This is a genomic window from Lentilactobacillus kosonis (assembly GCF_003864335.1).
Lineage (GTDB): Bacteria > Bacillota > Bacilli > Lactobacillales > Lactobacillaceae > Lentilactobacillus > Lentilactobacillus kosonis.
In genome coordinates this window covers 165,668-180,204 of sequence record NZ_BEXA01000001.1, presented here as the reverse complement: position 1 = coordinate 180,204, position 14,537 = coordinate 165,668, and the positions used below count along the sequence as shown (strand labels likewise).

Annotated in this window: 13 protein-coding genes and 5 pseudogenes; 11 read left to right on the top strand and 7 right to left on the bottom strand. The window is 41.0% G+C overall.

Going from position 1 to position 14,537, the window contains the following annotated elements; genetic code table 11:
- The first annotated feature begins 13 nt into the window (after nucleotides 1-13).
- The 5 genes and pseudogenes from NBRC111893_RS01000 to NBRC111893_RS00980 all read left to right on the top strand — a co-directional run bounded on the left by NBRC111893_RS01000 (nucleotide 14) and on the right by NBRC111893_RS00980 (nucleotide 5,322).
- Nucleotides 14-383 (top strand): annotated as a pseudogene (locus NBRC111893_RS01000) (GntR family transcriptional regulator).
- Nucleotides 380-1,255 (top strand): annotated as a pseudogene (locus tag NBRC111893_RS00995) (ATP-binding cassette domain-containing protein). The pseudogenes NBRC111893_RS01000 and NBRC111893_RS00995 overlap by 4 nt, the downstream one beginning before the upstream one ends.
- Complete coding sequence (locus NBRC111893_RS00990; RefSeq protein ID WP_125007663.1) at nucleotides 1,255-2,028, top strand: ABC transporter permease; 774 nt, start codon at nucleotides 1,255-1,257, stop codon at nucleotides 2,026-2,028. Before NBRC111893_RS00995 ends, NBRC111893_RS00990 begins: the two are co-directional and overlap by 1 nt.
- 150 nt (nucleotides 2,029-2,178) lie before the next feature.
- Nucleotides 2,179-4,114, top strand: a pseudogene (locus tag NBRC111893_RS00985) (GTP-binding protein).
- Between the two features lie 197 nt (nucleotides 4,115-4,311).
- Nucleotides 4,312-5,322: an alpha/beta hydrolase family protein gene (locus NBRC111893_RS00980; protein ID WP_225417458.1), complete on the top strand. Its 1,011-nt coding sequence runs from the start codon at nucleotides 4,312-4,314 to the stop codon at nucleotides 5,320-5,322.
- Between the two features lie 175 nt (nucleotides 5,323-5,497).
- Here NBRC111893_RS00980 and NBRC111893_RS10900 read toward each other — a convergent pair whose 3' ends face one another.
- The 4 genes and pseudogenes from NBRC111893_RS10900 to NBRC111893_RS00970 all read right to left on the bottom strand — a co-directional run bounded on the left by NBRC111893_RS10900 (nucleotide 5,498) and on the right by NBRC111893_RS00970 (nucleotide 7,238).
- A complete protein-coding gene (locus tag NBRC111893_RS10900) occupies nucleotides 5,498-5,704 on the bottom strand; it encodes a hypothetical protein (RefSeq protein ID WP_230402921.1) in 207 nt (68 codons plus the stop codon).
- 30 nt (nucleotides 5,705-5,734) lie between these two features.
- A pseudogene (locus tag NBRC111893_RS11555) lies at nucleotides 5,735-5,794 on the bottom strand (MarR family winged helix-turn-helix transcriptional regulator); the annotation flags it as partial.
- An 11-nt stretch (nucleotides 5,795-5,805) separates the two neighbouring features.
- Nucleotides 5,806-5,973, bottom strand: a complete 168-nt coding sequence (locus tag NBRC111893_RS10895; protein ID WP_225417457.1) for a hypothetical protein — start codon at nucleotides 5,971-5,973, stop codon at nucleotides 5,806-5,808.
- Nucleotides 5,958-7,238: a PTS transporter subunit EIIC gene (locus tag NBRC111893_RS00970; RefSeq protein WP_125007662.1), complete on the bottom strand. Its 1,281-nt coding sequence runs from the start codon at nucleotides 7,236-7,238 to the stop codon at nucleotides 5,958-5,960. The genes NBRC111893_RS10895 and NBRC111893_RS00970 overlap by 16 nt, the downstream gene beginning before the upstream one ends.
- 202 nt (nucleotides 7,239-7,440) lie before the next feature.
- On the opposite strand from NBRC111893_RS00970, the gene sfsA reads away from it, so the two are divergent.
- The 5 genes from sfsA to NBRC111893_RS00945 all read left to right on the top strand — a co-directional run bounded on the left by sfsA (nucleotide 7,441) and on the right by NBRC111893_RS00945 (nucleotide 10,618).
- Nucleotides 7,441-8,130: a DNA/RNA nuclease SfsA gene (gene sfsA / locus NBRC111893_RS00965; RefSeq protein WP_125007661.1), complete on the top strand. Its 690-nt coding sequence runs from the start codon at nucleotides 7,441-7,443 to the stop codon at nucleotides 8,128-8,130.
- A 98-nt stretch (nucleotides 8,131-8,228) separates the two neighbouring features.
- Nucleotides 8,229-8,723, top strand: a complete 495-nt coding sequence (locus NBRC111893_RS00960; protein ID WP_125007660.1) for a flavodoxin — start codon at nucleotides 8,229-8,231, stop codon at nucleotides 8,721-8,723.
- 53 nt (nucleotides 8,724-8,776) lie between these two features.
- Nucleotides 8,777-9,958 carry a protease pro-enzyme activation domain-containing protein gene (locus NBRC111893_RS00955; protein ID WP_125007659.1) on the top strand — a complete coding sequence of 394 codons (1,182 nt, stop codon included), beginning with the start codon at nucleotides 8,777-8,779 and terminating at the stop codon, nucleotides 9,956-9,958.
- Nucleotides 9,865-10,356, top strand: coding sequence for a S8/S53 family peptidase (locus NBRC111893_RS00950; protein ID WP_125007658.1), 492 nt, complete (start codon nucleotides 9,865-9,867; stop codon nucleotides 10,354-10,356). Before NBRC111893_RS00955 ends, NBRC111893_RS00950 begins: the two co-directional genes overlap by 94 nt.
- Nucleotides 10,349-10,618 carry a peptidase S53 propeptide gene (locus NBRC111893_RS00945; RefSeq protein WP_225417456.1) on the top strand — a complete coding sequence of 90 codons (270 nt, stop codon included), beginning with the start codon at nucleotides 10,349-10,351 and terminating at the stop codon, nucleotides 10,616-10,618. The genes NBRC111893_RS00950 and NBRC111893_RS00945 overlap by 8 nt, the downstream gene beginning before the upstream one ends.
- Nucleotides 10,619-10,678: 60 nt before the next feature.
- Here NBRC111893_RS00945 and NBRC111893_RS00940 read toward each other — a convergent pair whose 3' ends face one another.
- The 3 genes and pseudogenes from NBRC111893_RS00940 to NBRC111893_RS00930 all read right to left on the bottom strand — a co-directional run bounded on the left by NBRC111893_RS00940 (nucleotide 10,679) and on the right by NBRC111893_RS00930 (nucleotide 13,495).
- Entirely contained in the window at nucleotides 10,679-11,092 is a 414-nt protein-coding gene (locus NBRC111893_RS00940) for a hypothetical protein (RefSeq protein WP_125007656.1), read from the bottom strand.
- A 12-nt stretch (nucleotides 11,093-11,104) separates the two neighbouring features.
- Nucleotides 11,105-12,505: a 23S rRNA (uracil(1939)-C(5))-methyltransferase RlmD gene (gene rlmD / locus NBRC111893_RS00935; protein WP_125007655.1), complete on the bottom strand. Its 1,401-nt coding sequence runs from the start codon at nucleotides 12,503-12,505 to the stop codon at nucleotides 11,105-11,107.
- 142 nt (nucleotides 12,506-12,647) lie between these two features.
- Nucleotides 12,648-13,495: pseudogene (locus NBRC111893_RS00930) on the bottom strand (aldo/keto reductase).
- Nucleotides 13,496-13,640: 145 nt separating this feature from the next.
- Between NBRC111893_RS00930 and NBRC111893_RS00925 the strand changes: the two are divergent.
- A complete protein-coding gene (locus NBRC111893_RS00925; protein ID WP_125007654.1) occupies nucleotides 13,641-14,525 on the top strand; it encodes an oxidoreductase in 885 nt (294 codons plus the stop codon).
- The last annotated feature ends 12 nt before the right edge of the window (nucleotides 14,526-14,537 follow it).

Here is a 14,537-nt window from a genome sequence, read left to right as displayed (position 1 = left end):
CTGAGGTGAGCACATGCAGTTTTCGTTCGATGGTTCGGAGCCGATTTATCGGCAAGTGGCTGAACAAATTGAAGAAACCATCGTTAATAGTGGTTTTGCTGAAGGCCAGCAGATTCCATCAACAACTGAAATTTCAAAAGAATTTCATATTAATCCGGCAACGGTATTAAAGGGAATGAATATGGTTGTTGATAAGGGGTTAATTGAAAAACGCCGGGGGGTGGGGGATGTTTGTTACCCCAGGTGCTAGAGAAAAGATTCTTGCAGAGCGTAGGGGGAAGTTTTACACTAACTTCGTTAAGAGCCTAGTTACTGAGGCTAAGAACCTAAATATTTCTGAAGAGGATCTAATAAGTCAAATAAAGAGAGGTTTTACCGAATGAGTTTATTATCGATTGATCACGTATCTAAAGCGTTCGGATCGCATAATGTCTTAAACGATATTAGTTTAACGTTTGAAGAGGGCAAGATTTATGGTTTGCTTGGCCGTAATGGAGCCGGTAAATCCACGCTACTTAACGTTATTACTGACCGCATCTTTGCTGATAATGGTGAAATTAATATGGATTCCGAAAGCGTCGCAGATAACGATAGTAAGCTCGGAATGATGTATTTAATGAGCGAAGTTGATCTGTATAACGATGGGGATAAGTTAACTAAGATCATTAAAGATACTGATTTGTTGTATGGTGGTTTTGACCATGAATTAGCTGATGATTTGGCAAAAAGTTTGGATTAGATTTAAACCAAAAAATTTGGAAAGTTATCAACTGGATATAATTCAATCTTTAAGTTGATTTTGGCATTATCAGTCCCAGCTAAGTTTATTTTCTTAGATGAACCGGTTTTGGGACTCGATGCCAATCACCGAGAATTGTTTTATAGGGAACTGATTCAAACATTTTCAGATCGACCACGTACGTTTATCATTTCAACTCATTTAATTGAAGAAGTGGCTAACATTGTTAGTGATGTAGTTATGATTGATATGGGACACGTCTTGCTCGACCAACCGGTAGAAACGATTCTGGCTAAGACGCACGCAGTCGTTGGTCCAGCTGAAGAAGTTGATCAGTACACTAATGGCCTAAATGTTATTGGTAATGATCAAATGGGCAATCTAAAAACGAATTATGTATTTGGTGATTTGGACAATGATCGACCAATTTCCGATACAGTGCAAATCTCTAGTTTTGATTTACAAAAACTATTTATCTTTCTAACTAACATCCAAGGAAATGGGGGGAGCTACTGATGAAGGTGAAACAGGTCGGAAAATTCTTATTTGATCGTCAAATATCTCTTGTTTGGCAGATGTACTTATGGACGGCAATTGTTGTGTTAGCATTGCCAGCATTCTTGGCATTGGTAACGGGAACGATTCAAGATTTTTCATTCTCTGATCAACTCACTGGTACACCAATTGGCTTACTGGTATCTGGGTTTGTCTTTGTGATTTCAATGTTAACTTACACTAATTTTAAGTTACTGATTCAAAATGGAATTTCACGGATGACCTTCTTTAAGGGACAAGTTATTTCATTAGCATTAGTTACATTGATTGCTAACACTATTAATATGCTATTTGGTTGGTTAACATTACCAATCAGTGATTCTGACAACTTCAATATTTTTTCAGCAATGTATCAGCATACCTTTAGCAATCAAATCGTTTCTGGCGCTATTAACTTCGTCTTTAGTTGGTTGTTATTACTGGCCATTTCCTTAACTGGTTTAGCAATTGGAAGCTTGATGTCACTATTTTCTAAGCGAGTTCAGCGTTTGATCTTCATCGCTGTTCCAGTGGTGCTGTTTGTAATTTTGATTTTCTCAATTAATACTTTTAAACCAAGCGAGCAAACCGCATCATGGGTTGAAGATTTTGTGAAGTACATTCTAGGCTATACTGATTCTGAAGGCACGGTGTTGGTTCCCTGGCGGTTAATGGTGTCAATGATTATTTGGTCAGGAATCATGACTTGGTTTAGTAAAGAGATGTTTGCACGAAAACAATTAAAGCGGGAATGATTCCGTTAAATAATGATCCTCTTGAAGTCTCAATGATTTCAAGGGGATTCTTTGCGTCTATCTAGGGGATAAGCTGGTGGCGTGATACAATGAACGGAAGAAAATGGTCGAGTAATCGATTATCGCGAGACGAAAAGAGGAACCATCATTATGAAGAAAATTGTGGCTGGAATTGTGGCCCACGTTGATGCGGGGAAGACTACACTATCAGAAGCCCTTTTATATAAAACCGGGGCGCTAAAAACATTGGGTCGAGTCGACAATGGGGATGCCTTTTTGGACCCTGATGCATTGGAAAAAGCCCGCGGAATTACGATTTTTCGCATCAAGCTAATTTGGAATATCACGATTTATCGCTTGCTCTGCTAGACACCCCAGGACATGTGGATTTTGCAGCGCAGACTGAGCAGATTTTAAGCGTGTTAGACTATGCCATTTTGGTAGTTTCAGCAACCGATGGGGTGCAAGGGTATACACAAACTCTATGGCGCTTATTAAAACAATATAATATTCCCACGTTTATTTTTGTTAATAAACTAGATGCTCCTGGAACGGATCGTAATCAGATTATCGCTCAACTTCAAGAGACGTTATCAGCCGGCGCAATCCCTTTTGATTGGAAAGCAACTGATGATGTTCCCGATGATGTGGCTGAAGAAATCGCATTGCAAGATGAAAATGTTTTAGCTGATTATCTGGATAACGCTAATTTAGCTGACGATGTGATTAAGACGATGATTGCCAATCGCCAAGTCTTCCCCGTTTACTTTGGTTCCGGGTTAAAAATGACCGGAATTGATGAACTGTTAAATGGTCTTGAAAAGTGGACCAAAGAACCAACGTACGAAGCTGAATTTGCTGCTCAAGTCTTTAAGATTTCGCATGCTAATGGTGAACGCCTGACTTGGATGCGCATGACTGGTGGCGCATTGGCGACTAAAGAAGTTATTCTGCCAGAACAAAAGGTTAACCAACTACGGTTATACAATGGCACCAAATATGAGGTTACTCCTAGAGCGGTGGCAGGTGAAATCGTGGTCGTTCCTGGTTTAACGGATACCTTTCCGGGGCAAGGATTGGGGGCCGCTGAAAATGCTCAGATACCAACAATACAGCCAGTATTGACTTATGCGGTTAATTTACAGGATGAAGAAGTTCATGCCGTCTTGGCTGCGATGCGCGAATTAGAAGATGAAGATCCGCTACTCAAGGTATCGTGGTCCGAACAATTACAGGAAATTCGGGTGCAGCTGATGGGAACGATTCAATTAGAAGTCTTGCGTCAACAGCTTAAAGACCGATTCGGTTTAGCCGTCGACTTTGATGAAGGTGGCATTCTGTATCAGGAAACCATTACGCACTCAGTCGAAGGGGTTGGTCACTTTGAACCCCTCAGACATTACGCTGAAGTGCATTTATTGATGGAACCAACGGCTCCAGGCACCGGATTAACATTTGCAACTGATTGTCAGGTTGATGTGCTTGGAAATAATTGGCAGCATCAAGTTCTCAGTAACCTGGGAGCGAAACCCAACTTGGGGTCTTAGTTGGAGCGCCGCTGACCGATGTTAAGTTGACATTGGTGACTGGAAAAGCCAGCATCGTGCATTCCGTTGGCGGTGATTTTAAAGAAGCGACCTGGCGCGCGGTGCGCCAAGGGTTAATGATGGCCAGACAGGCGGGCAACGCCGAATTACTTGAGCCATGGTATCAATTTCGATTGATGGTGCCGCAAGACCAAGTTGGTAGAGCAATGACTGATATTCAAGCTATGAGTGGTCGGTTTGAAGCGCCAACTACCTTGGGTGAGATGGCGGTCTTAACTGGTGAAGCACCAGTTTCTGAAATGCAGGACTATCCAAGAGCTGTGCAAGCATACACGCATGGAAAAGGCCAACTCGACTGTGTGGTTGCGGGATACCGTCCCACTCATAATGCTGAAGAAGTGATTGAGGAACAAGGTTATCAGCCAGTTAGTGACTTAGCTAACACTCCAGATTCAGTATTCTGTGCCCATGGAGCTGGCTATCCGGTTGCTTGGGATGAAGTGCCATCAATGGCCCATGTTCCTTACGTTACAAAATGAAAAATATGACCAAAGCAGCACCCTGCCAAAATAGCTTTGGCAGGGTGCTTTTTAATTGATTAAATTAATGCAAACATTGGCTTGACTTTTTATTTAGGGGGCCTTAATATATCTAAGTTGAATTAATTAGGGTACCTAAATAAAAACGAGGCGTTTAAAATGAAGATGATTTTGAAGATCCAACTTTTTCTTACGAGATGTTAAGAACTGCAAATTATGCAACTTATGGTGGCGCTGATTTAGGAGAAGTCCTATCAACGGGTTACAAAATCCAAGTGGGTAATTTTGAAAGCTGGTATGCTGAATGGCTTGACTTAGCTGACCGCGTTACTGAGCGGGCTCAAGTGGCAATTGCAAATGATGACGACTATTCAGCCGGTACGAACTTATTTAAAGCATCAAATTATTACCGGACAGCTGAATTTTTCTTACATGGTAATCCTGATGATCCCAGAATTACGACCACTTGGCAAAAGAGTCGCGATACCTTTCGACAGGCGTTAAAGCTCCGCCGTGTGAACGCTGAAATTGTGGCCATCCCCTATGAGAAGACCACGATGCCTGGATATTTCTATAGGGTCGATAATCTGAGCCGACCAACCCTGATCATTCATGGGGGATTTGATTCAACTGGTGAAGAACTATACTTCCAAGTAGTTCAGGATGCCTTAGTTCATGGATATAACTGCTTAACCTTTGATGGCCCTGGTCAAGGTGCGATGATTCGTGAGCAGAATATTGGATTCCGCAATGATTGGGAAAATGTGGTTAGTCCAGTGATTGACTACTTATTAACCCGAGATGATGTTGTGGCTGATCAAATTGCCTTGATGGGAATCAGTTTCGGTGGCCTGCTTGCACCTCGAGCAGCTGCTTTTGACCACCGCTTAGCAGCGGTAGTCGCTGATGATGGGTTGTTCTCGTTCCAATTCTCTGCAGCTTTTCGCGGTCACAGTGAAGGATTACCCAGCGATGATGTAATTGAAAATGAAATCAAAAAGTTAATGACTAACAGCACCCAAGTTAGATGGGTGATTGACAATGGGATGTATACTTTTAAGGCCAACACCGTGATGGACCTATTTGCAGCGACTGAACCATACACGTTAGCTAATGTTGCAGATAAAATCGAATGCCCAGTCTTCGTTGCCGAAGCTGAAATGATGGGTTCTTCAAAGGCCAACCGCAGATGCTGTATGATGCATTGAGGTCTGAGAAGGTCTTACACAAATTTACTAAGGCTGATGGAGCTGAGGAACACTGCCAAATGGGGGCCTTAGGCTTTTTTAATCAACAGGTATTTACATGGTTAGATCAAATAATTAACTCTAATAACTAAGAAGTGCCGCCTTTCTGATTTGAAAGACGGCACTTTTTTAGTTACTAATTTAATTTTCGTTTTAATTTGGTGATTTCGGCTTGCTGATTCTTATCAGAGTGACCGTGATTAAGACCAGTAATCATGATATCTAATAAGTCAGCAAATTGTTTCTGCTGGTCTTCAGTTAAGTATTGCCAGCCAGCCAGTTCGGTTTGTTGCATCTTATTGGCCGTTGCACGGCCGGCTTTAGTCAAGCTAATCACAGTCATACGTTTGTCTTCAGCAGACTTGCTTTTAGTTACTAATCCCTTACTGATTAATTTATTAACGAATTCAGTTGTTGATGGGGCGCTAATTTGTAGCCGGTTGACTAATTCTTTTGGGGAAGATGATCTTCTTGTCCTAAGGCTAGTAAGATATTGCCTTGGCCTTGACGAGCGAGAGCCGGCTGATTTGCTTGGCGGGCTTCCAACTCAAATAGCATGGTTAGTTCATAGAATTTTTCAGTTAGTTGGTGTTGGGTCAAATGATCGCGCATAGTGTACCTCCACCACCAAGTATAAAGAAATCAAAATCATGGTTCAATGTTAATTTGATCCCGCTATGCGGCTTCGGCTTCAGGAGCCTTTTCAGCAGCAAGCATGGCGGCAAAATATCTTCAGTCTGCCGGAGACCATGCACGTAAGTTAGCGTAAAGCTAACGACAAAACTGATTACAGCCGCAATTAAGAATGAAGGAATCGCATTTGTAGAAATACTAATGAATCCTAGAACGCTGTTAGAACCCATTGACACTGCAAGTACATGGGTTAGACCGAGATAAATCGAAGCGATACCGGAGCCGATGATGGCTGACACAAATGGAAACTTAAGCTTTAAGTTAACCCCAAACATTGCCGGTTCAGTAATTCCTAGTAAGGCAGAAAAACTTGCTGAAGAGGCAAGACCTTTTTGCTTTTTATCCTTCGCTAAGAAAAAGATCGCCAGGGCTGATGCGCCTTGAGCAATATTGGAAATTGAAGCGATTGGGAAGATAAAGCTACCACCAGTTTGTTTGATGTTAGCGATTAGCTGAGTTTCAATCGCTGGGAAGCTTTGATGGAGTCCAGTAATTACTAGTGGGGCATAGAGTAGACCAAGTACACCAGTCCCCACTGGGCCAGTCGTGTTGTACAACCATAGTAGTCCATTGGTGATACCATCACTAACCGTTCGCATAACCGGACCGACGATGATAAATGTCAAAATGGCAGTTACTAACACAGCGATGAGTGGGGTAAATGTGTAATCAAGCGCTTCTGGCATCTTCTTATGAAGCCATTTTTCAATTTTGGCTAAGATCCAGGCAACCGCCAGCATTGGAATTACTGATCCTTGATAGCCGGCTTGAGCCACTGGCAGGCCCATGAAATTCCAATACCCTAAGGTATGGTTAGCAACAGCTGCACTGACATCATAGCCACTGACTAGAGCGGGGGAAACCATCATCATTCCCATTGCGGCGCCTAGGTATGGATTGCCACCAAATCGTTTGGTAGCTGAGAAACCAATCAAGACTGGTAAGAATGTGAATGGCGCGTTTGAAATGGTATTAATAAAGTTAGCAATACCCTTTAAATTCGGGTACATCTGGATTAGCGAATTCGCTGAGAATAAATGGGGGGCAGTCAACACGTTGTGAAGGGCCATTAATAACCCGGCCGCCACGATTGCGGGAATGATTGGGACAAAAATATCGGCGAGCGTATTAATGAACTTTAAAAAGTTATCTTTACCGCTGCGCAAAATTTTAGTAATTGACAAATTTAATTTCCTCCTAAAAAAATCACTTTCGCTAGTTTACCTATTTTCAGAAAATATGCAATCCTTTTGCTTGAATTGTATTGTTTTTGTTACATAAAGTGCCTGGAGGTTAAGCTTTTCAGCCGTTATGAAACGCTGTGAAAGCTATTAAATTAGTATCAAGCGTATAATGAAAATCAATAATCATACGCGGAGGCAAACCATGAAATACGCGAATTATCATTTAGCTAAATTTCTTAGGAAAATTAATCGGTTTACAGTAATTTGTGATCTGGATGGAACTGAGGTCCAAGCCCATTTGAAGAATACAGGTCGTAATCATGAATTATTAGTACCAGGATATGAAGTTAGTTTGGTATACGTTGCTAATCCTAAGCGCCAAACAAATTATGATTTAGTGGCTGTTAACAAGCTGGGCCATTGGGTTAATGTTGATAGTCAAGCACCAAATGCGATGGTTAAAGAGACCTTGGCTGCTGAATTAGTAGTGCCAGGAATTCGGCCACTAAATCAATTTAGACCAGAAACTAAGCTAGCTGATTCACGGATTGATTTTTGGGGCCAAACCCAGGATGGTCGAGATTGTTGGCTCGAAACTAAGGGTGTGACCTTAGAAGATGATGGATTAGCCCAGTTCCCCGATGCGCCAACGACTCGGGCCGTCAAACATGTGCATGCATTGACGCAAGCGGTTAAAGCTGGTGGTGAGGCTTATGTATACTTTGTGGTCCAGATGGATTACGTTAAACATATGCAGATTAACGAACTGATGGCACCGTTATTAGCAACGGCAATTAAAGAGGCACGTGCAGCAGGGATCAAAGTAATTGCTTGCAACTGTAATGTAACCCCAGAGGAAATAACCTTGAACCACATAATTAATTTCCTATAAGTATTAGCTAAATCGTGTGTTGATAAATTGGGCCAGTTAATTTAAGATTTAGGTGATAAGTGATTTAGTAAGCGATTACTTACATAGGGGGGATATTGATGGCTGAAAATGAATGGCAAGATGTTAAATCGTTGGTATTATATTTTTCATTAACTGGCAATACTGAGCATGCTGCCGAACAAATTCAAGAAATCGTTGGTGGGGATATGCAACGAATTGTGCCAATTAATCCATATCCAGATGATTTTAACGATTATATGAGAGTGGCTAAGCATGAAATGGAATTGCAATTATTTCCACCGGTTGCCACTACTATTCCAGATTTGCAAAAGTACGATGTAATCTTTATTGGTTACCCAACTTGGTGGTCAGAGCCGCCACGGATTATTGATTCAGTATTTGATAAATTTGAATTTGCAGGTAAAAAAATAATTGTCTTCTCGACTAGTTCCGGCACGCCATTTGAGGCGACCCAGCCCCATATTAAACAGTTAATTGAAGATGATCAAGCGCTAATGATAGCCGGCTTTCGTTGTGATGGTGATTCTGAGAATATCAAGAATCAATTGGCAGCGGTTCATTTAACCTATTAATTAGCTGCGGTGGTAGAATTAGGGTATTAAAAATCCTTGTGGGGGAAATCATAATGAGTAAGAATATGTTCAAAGTGCCACTATTGGTGTTACCGATATTAGCGGGGATGCTATCGGTTAACCACGCTGCCTATGCGGCCAAATCAAAGCCAACTACGACAACGGTGGTTTTGAAAGCGCGAAACACGGATGATTTGACGAATCGGGTGACTGACGTCACTGATCCGAACTCATCTGCGTATCGTCAGTATTTATCAACCAGTCAATTTACCCAAAAATATGGTCAAAGCGAAGCAACCGTTAATAAATTCAAAAGGTACTTTAAAAAGTATCATTTAAGCTCAACCGCAATTAATGGTAACTTGGTGTTGACTGTTAAGGGTACTCGAAAAAATTTGATCAAAGCATTCAATGCCCAAAATATTGCGTACAAAAAGTCATATCACTACACTAAGACGAAGTTACCAAAGTCGCTTAGTAGCAAAACTTTGACGGTTATTGGACTGCTCGGACCTAAGACCAAGACTTATGGAAAGTCTAAGGGCAATGTTGAACCAACTAATCAAATACCTGATTTAAATCAGAGGGCTAGTTCCTTCTCTAAAAAATACGGTGCTAAGAAATTTACTGATCACTATAATCTTAGCAATCTAATTAGTAATGGTGCTGATGGTTCCGGTCAATCAATCGGTTTGATTGCCTTGAGCGGATATCGAAAAGCTGATGTCAGTCGTTATTTAAAAACTAACGGCTTACCAAGTGATACCAGTCGAATTAGAAATCATTATATTTACTCATCTGCAGCCGAGATGAACCGCATTTATAGTCGACCGGTCTCAACTGATCGATACATCGGTCAGCTTGAAGTTTCTTTAGACACTGAACAAGCTAGTTCGATTGCTCCTAAGGCAAATATAGATGTTTATATTGGTGATTCAGCCGCTGATAATATTACGGGAAATGCAGCTTTATATACTACTTTGCTAAGGCTATCAATGATAATATTGATAAGCAAATTTCAACCAGTTTCGGTTCAGGATCTGAAGGATATAAATATACTGCAGGCGAAAGTGGTACATCTAAACAATATAACCAAGCGTTTAATCAACTGCTTAAACAGGCGGCTCTTCAAGGTATCTCGGTGTTTAATGCGGCCGGTGACTATGGCCCATACGATATTAATACACCGGGTGGCAAAGAAGAACATGATTTTCCAACTGGTTCACCATATTTAACTGATGTTGGTGGAACGACATTGCCATATCAAAGAATTGTTAGTGGGAAGTTAATTAATGTTGAGCAAGAACGTGCATGGGGTGATACTTACACGGCTGCTGGTGCCCAATTAAAAGCGGGCATCTTCCCTGGTGGTGGCGGTGGCTTTTCTAAATTAAATCCTGTGCCAGCATATCAAGCTGGTTTCCCTGGAGTGGGAACTTTCCGGGCACTACAACTGCTTAATTATAAGAAGGGGAGATTTGTTTTAAATGCACATCCCCAAGTAATTACTGGTAAAAAGGCGGGTCGAAACTTACCTGACGTGTCAGCTAATTCAGATATTCGAACGGGATATGCCACTGTGGCAACATTTACTAATAAAAAAGGTAAAAATAAAAACCGTCTGGATGGTTGATGGTGGAACCAGTTTTGCCTCACCACAAATTGCGGCAGCTAATGCTGATATGAACAGTAAATTAGCCCAACCAGTTGGTTTTTGGAATCCTCAAATCTACCGGTTTGCATTACAGCCAGACACGCCTTTCCACGTGTTAGATAGTGATACAAATAATAATAATCTTTATTACACTGGCCAACCTGGTAAGTTGTATAACCAGGCTACAGGTTTAGGAACCATTGACTTTGATAAGCTATATCAACATTTTGATAAGAACTAAAGTCACCATAAAAAAGCTCGCTACTTCGAAGTAGCGAGCTTTTTATTAGTTTAATTTACTTTAGTTACTGGATTTTAAATAGTTAGCTTCAGTTAATAATTGTCGTGATCGGTCATCAGCTGGCACATAACCTTGGTTGAACTTATGTCGGAAGTACATCAGATTATATAGAAATCCCCAGACAATTCTAAATATCAGGTCAGCAATTGCTTCAATGCTAGCGAGTGGAATTGATGACCACATTAGGAAGGCCATTAAAACGATTATTTGAACCCCAAACATACATAGTAAGTTGTACCAATCACCTCTAAAGGCAGATGGCCAAATATTGAAGAGTAAGCTGGTAAACGAAAAGCCGACTTTAGCAATTCTAATTTCGCCAGTTTCGGGATTTGTAATCGTGGCATAGTTAGGTGGGATGGGAATCATATTTTGATTATCATCGTCATCGCCGTTACCAAATGGATTTTTCATTTAAACGACTCCTTACTTTTTAATGAATTTCACAACACATTCAATTCGGGCAGTCTGTGGTAACAAATCAACTGATTGAATGTATTCAACTCGATACTTCTTAGTTAATTTAACTAGGTCACGAGCTAATGTTGATGGGTTACATGAAATATACACAAACTTTTTAGGTTCAGTGGCCAAAATGGTGTCAATTAGAGCATCATCTAAACCAGTACGTGGTGGATCGACAATAATAGCGTCCGGTTTGAAGCCCTCTTCAATCCAGGCTGGCAATAATTCTTCAGCTTTACCGACTTCGTAACTAGCATTCATAATGCCATTTTTGATTGAGTTAACGTTAGCATCTTCAACCGCTTCAGCAATGGTGTCCATTCCCCGCACTTCGCGGACGTCTTTGGCAATGGTTAAACCAATAGTTCCCACTCCTGAGTAAGCATCTACAACGCGATCCTTTGAGCGTAAGTTCAAAGCTTTAAATGCTTCATCATATAGAGTAGGAATCATGTAAGGATTAGCCTGCATAAAGGCCCGCACTGATAAGTCAAAGCGGACGTCACCGATTTTTTCAGTGATGGTGTTTTTACCATCGATAACGGTAGTTTCGTCACCCCACACAAGTGAAGTTTCCCCGGGATTAACATTTTGAGCGATGCTAACAACTTCTGGGAGTTCTTCGTGAATACGTTCAATTAATTGGTGCTTCTTCAATAATTTCTTACTTTGAGTAATGAAAGTTACTTGGACTTCATTAGTTGCGGCGGCCACTCGGACAACTACCGTCTTGATGATGCCAGAATTTTGTTCTTCGTTATAAACGGGAATACCCAAATCTTGAATCATCGTAACAATTGCTCGCATAACCTTCATAGTTAGGGGATGCTGCAAAGCTGATTCTTTAAGATCAACGACTTCATGGCTGCGAGACTTGTAAAGTCCAGCTACAATTTGGCCATCTTGCTCCCTAATTTGAAAGCTTGCCTTGTTTCGATACCCAACGGGGTTATCCATCCCAATCGTTGGGAGTAATTTATAGCGTTTGTAACCTTCAGGTTGGAACTTTTCGAGAGTCTCAGCAATAATGTCTCGTTTGAATTTTAATTGGGCTTCATAAGAAAGGTTTTCAAGCTCAAATCCACCAACGTTATTGGCGTAATCGTCAACGGGGGTAACCCGGTCGGCACTGGTTTCAAGGACCTTAATTAAATTAGCTCGAATGAAGTTTTTAAGTTCTTTTTGAACTTCTACGGTGACCGTTTCCGTTGGGAGGGCGCCGGGAACAAAGACTAACTTGTGTTGGTAGTAGCCGATTCCCTCACCGTTAATTCCTAAACGTTTGATTTTGAGATTGAATTGTTGGCCGGGATCTACCCGAACATCGTCTGAATCGTAAAATGATGAGTTATAGTTTTCCATTAAATCTTCCTTAATATAAAATCGTAAGCAGTATGAAAGTATAATAACACATTTTAACATTTAGGTTTCTGAGAGACACGAAAAAGTTCACTGAGAAGGGATTCTCAGTGAACTTTTATAGGTTTAACATAAGTGGATTAATTTAGAAGTTAGTGGTGTCTGGGTCAGTAGCTAAGCCAGCTTGACCATGGAAACCATCGATAGTTTTAATATCGGCTTCACTAAGTTCAAAGTCAAAAATATCAGTGTTAGCCTTAATGTACTCTTCGTGTACGGATTTTGGTAGTGGCAAGAAGCCATTTGAAGTGACCAACGTAAGACAACTTGAGCAGGTGACTTACTATACTTGTCAGCAATTTCCTTAAGTTCAGGAATCTTGAAGATAGCACCAGTGCCAAGAGGACTGTAAGCTTCTGTCAAAATATCATGGTCGTTGTCATAGTCAACGACACCAGGTTGGGTATCTGAAGGGTTAATAAACATTTGGTTAACCATTGGCTTGATCTTTGCAGTTTCTAATAATGCATCCAAGTGTTTAGGTCTGAAGTTAGAAACCCCAATAGCTTTAGCTGTACCGTTTTCGTAGAATTCTTCAAATGCTTTCCAACTACCAGCATTTGCTTCCTTCCAGTTATCACGGAATTTAGCAGGATTTGGCCAGTGGATTAAGTACAAATCAACGTAGTCCAAGCCTAGCTTTTCTAGTGACTTACCAAAGGCTTCCTTAGTCTCTTCATAACCATGGTCATCGTTCCATAGCTTAGTAGTGATGAACAATTCTTCACGGGGAATTCCACTATCTTTAATGGCTTTACCCACGCTTTCTTCATTACCATAGGCAGCAGCGGTATCGATGTGTCGATAACCTGCTTCGAGAGCCCATTTAACAGCTTGATAGGCTTCGTCGCCATCAGCAGATTGCCAAGTTCCAAAACCAACTTGAGGAATCTTCACTCCGTTGTATAAAGTGTAAGTATCAGTTAATGACATGTTAGTTCCTCCTTCAATTTGATACTAAGAATTTTATTCTTATCAGTTTTGAAATTCAACAAAATAGTTTTAAATTCTAAATAGTTAACGCTACCATAAATAATGTTATTATTAACGTATGAAAATAATGTAGGGGGCGTACTTAATGACAAAGAGAGTTGCAGTTGTTACAGGTGGTTCTTCAGGAATTGGTAAGGAGATTGCTAAACATTTAAAACGAAACGGGATGACGGTCTATGCCTTGTCTCGCCGCGTTGATAAAATGAATGATTTGGATGATCTTGGCATTACAACTGGGTATGTTGACGTTGCGGATTATGATAGTGTTGATCAAGCGATTCAAAATATCTATGCGGATGCTGGCCGAATCGATGTGTTGGTTAATAATGCTGGTTTTGGTTCCTTTGGCTCCCTAGAAGAAGTCGATCTTAAAGATGGTGAATATCAATTTAAGGTCAATGTTTTTGGAGTAATGAAGATGATTCAATCGGTGCTTCCAATCATGCGTAAGCAAGGAAGTGGTCGGATTATCAACATGTCATCAATGGCTGGCAAGACGGGGATGCCACTTGGTAGCTGGTATGTTGGTTCCAAGTATGCGATTGAAGGAATGAGTGATTCAATTCGTCAAGAACTCAAAGAATTTGGCATTGATGTGGTGGTAATTGAACCAGGGGCAATTGAATCCAATTGGAGTTCCATTGCTATGAATAAATTAAAGGCTATCTCAAGCGACGGCCCTTATGCTGGTGCAAGTCGTCGATTAGCTGATTTCTTTGAATTATCTTATCGCTATGCATCAAAGCCAATGGTTATTGCTAGAATGGTTGACCAAGCAGCTTTCTCTGCTAACCCCAAGACTAGATACACAGGTGGCTATGGTGCCAAAGCCTCGCTTTTCTTAAAGCGTTACCTCCCAGACAAAGCGTTCGATGCTTTGATGGAACAAGTCCGAATTATGGCCCAAAGAATGGTTAATCAGGAAAAGTCTCAACGCAATCAGGTTGACCGGAACCTCGAAACCAAGTAATCTATATAGTAT

What these genes read in the sequence shown, in the direction of transcription:
- NBRC111893_RS00960 (WP_125007660.1), top strand. Translation starts at nt 8,229, where the DNA reads ATGGCTGAAAATGAATGGCAAGATGTTAAATCGTTGGTATTATATTTT.
- sfsA (WP_125007661.1), top strand. Translation starts at nt 7,441, where the DNA reads ATGAAATACGCGAATTATCATTTAGCTAAATTTCTTAGGAAAATTAAT.
- rlmD (WP_125007655.1), bottom strand. Translation starts at nt 12,505, where the DNA reads ATGGAAAACTATAACTCATCATTTTACGATTCAGACGATGTTCGGGTA.
- NBRC111893_RS00945 (WP_225417456.1), top strand. Translation starts at nt 10,349, where the DNA reads ATGGTTGATGGTGGAACCAGTTTTGCCTCACCACAAATTGCGGCAGCT.
- NBRC111893_RS00925 (WP_125007654.1), top strand. Translation starts at nt 13,641, where the DNA reads ATGACAAAGAGAGTTGCAGTTGTTACAGGTGGTTCTTCAGGAATTGGT.
- NBRC111893_RS00940 (WP_125007656.1), bottom strand. Translation starts at nt 11,092, where the DNA reads ATGAAAAATCCATTTGGTAACGGCGATGACGATGATAATCAAAATATG.
- NBRC111893_RS10895 (WP_225417457.1), bottom strand. Translation starts at nt 5,973, where the DNA reads ATGCGCGATCATTTGACCCAACACCAACTAACTGAAAAATTCTATGAA.
- NBRC111893_RS00990 (WP_125007663.1), top strand. Translation starts at nt 1,255, where the DNA reads ATGAAGGTGAAACAGGTCGGAAAATTCTTATTTGATCGTCAAATATCT.
- NBRC111893_RS00955 (WP_125007659.1), top strand. Translation starts at nt 8,777, where the DNA reads ATGAGTAAGAATATGTTCAAAGTGCCACTATTGGTGTTACCGATATTA.
- NBRC111893_RS00980 (WP_225417458.1), top strand. Translation starts at nt 4,312, where the DNA reads ATGTTAAGAACTGCAAATTATGCAACTTATGGTGGCGCTGATTTAGGA.
- NBRC111893_RS10900 (WP_230402921.1), bottom strand. Translation starts at nt 5,704, where the DNA reads ATGACTGTGATTAGCTTGACTAAAGCCGGCCGTGCAACGGCCAATAAG.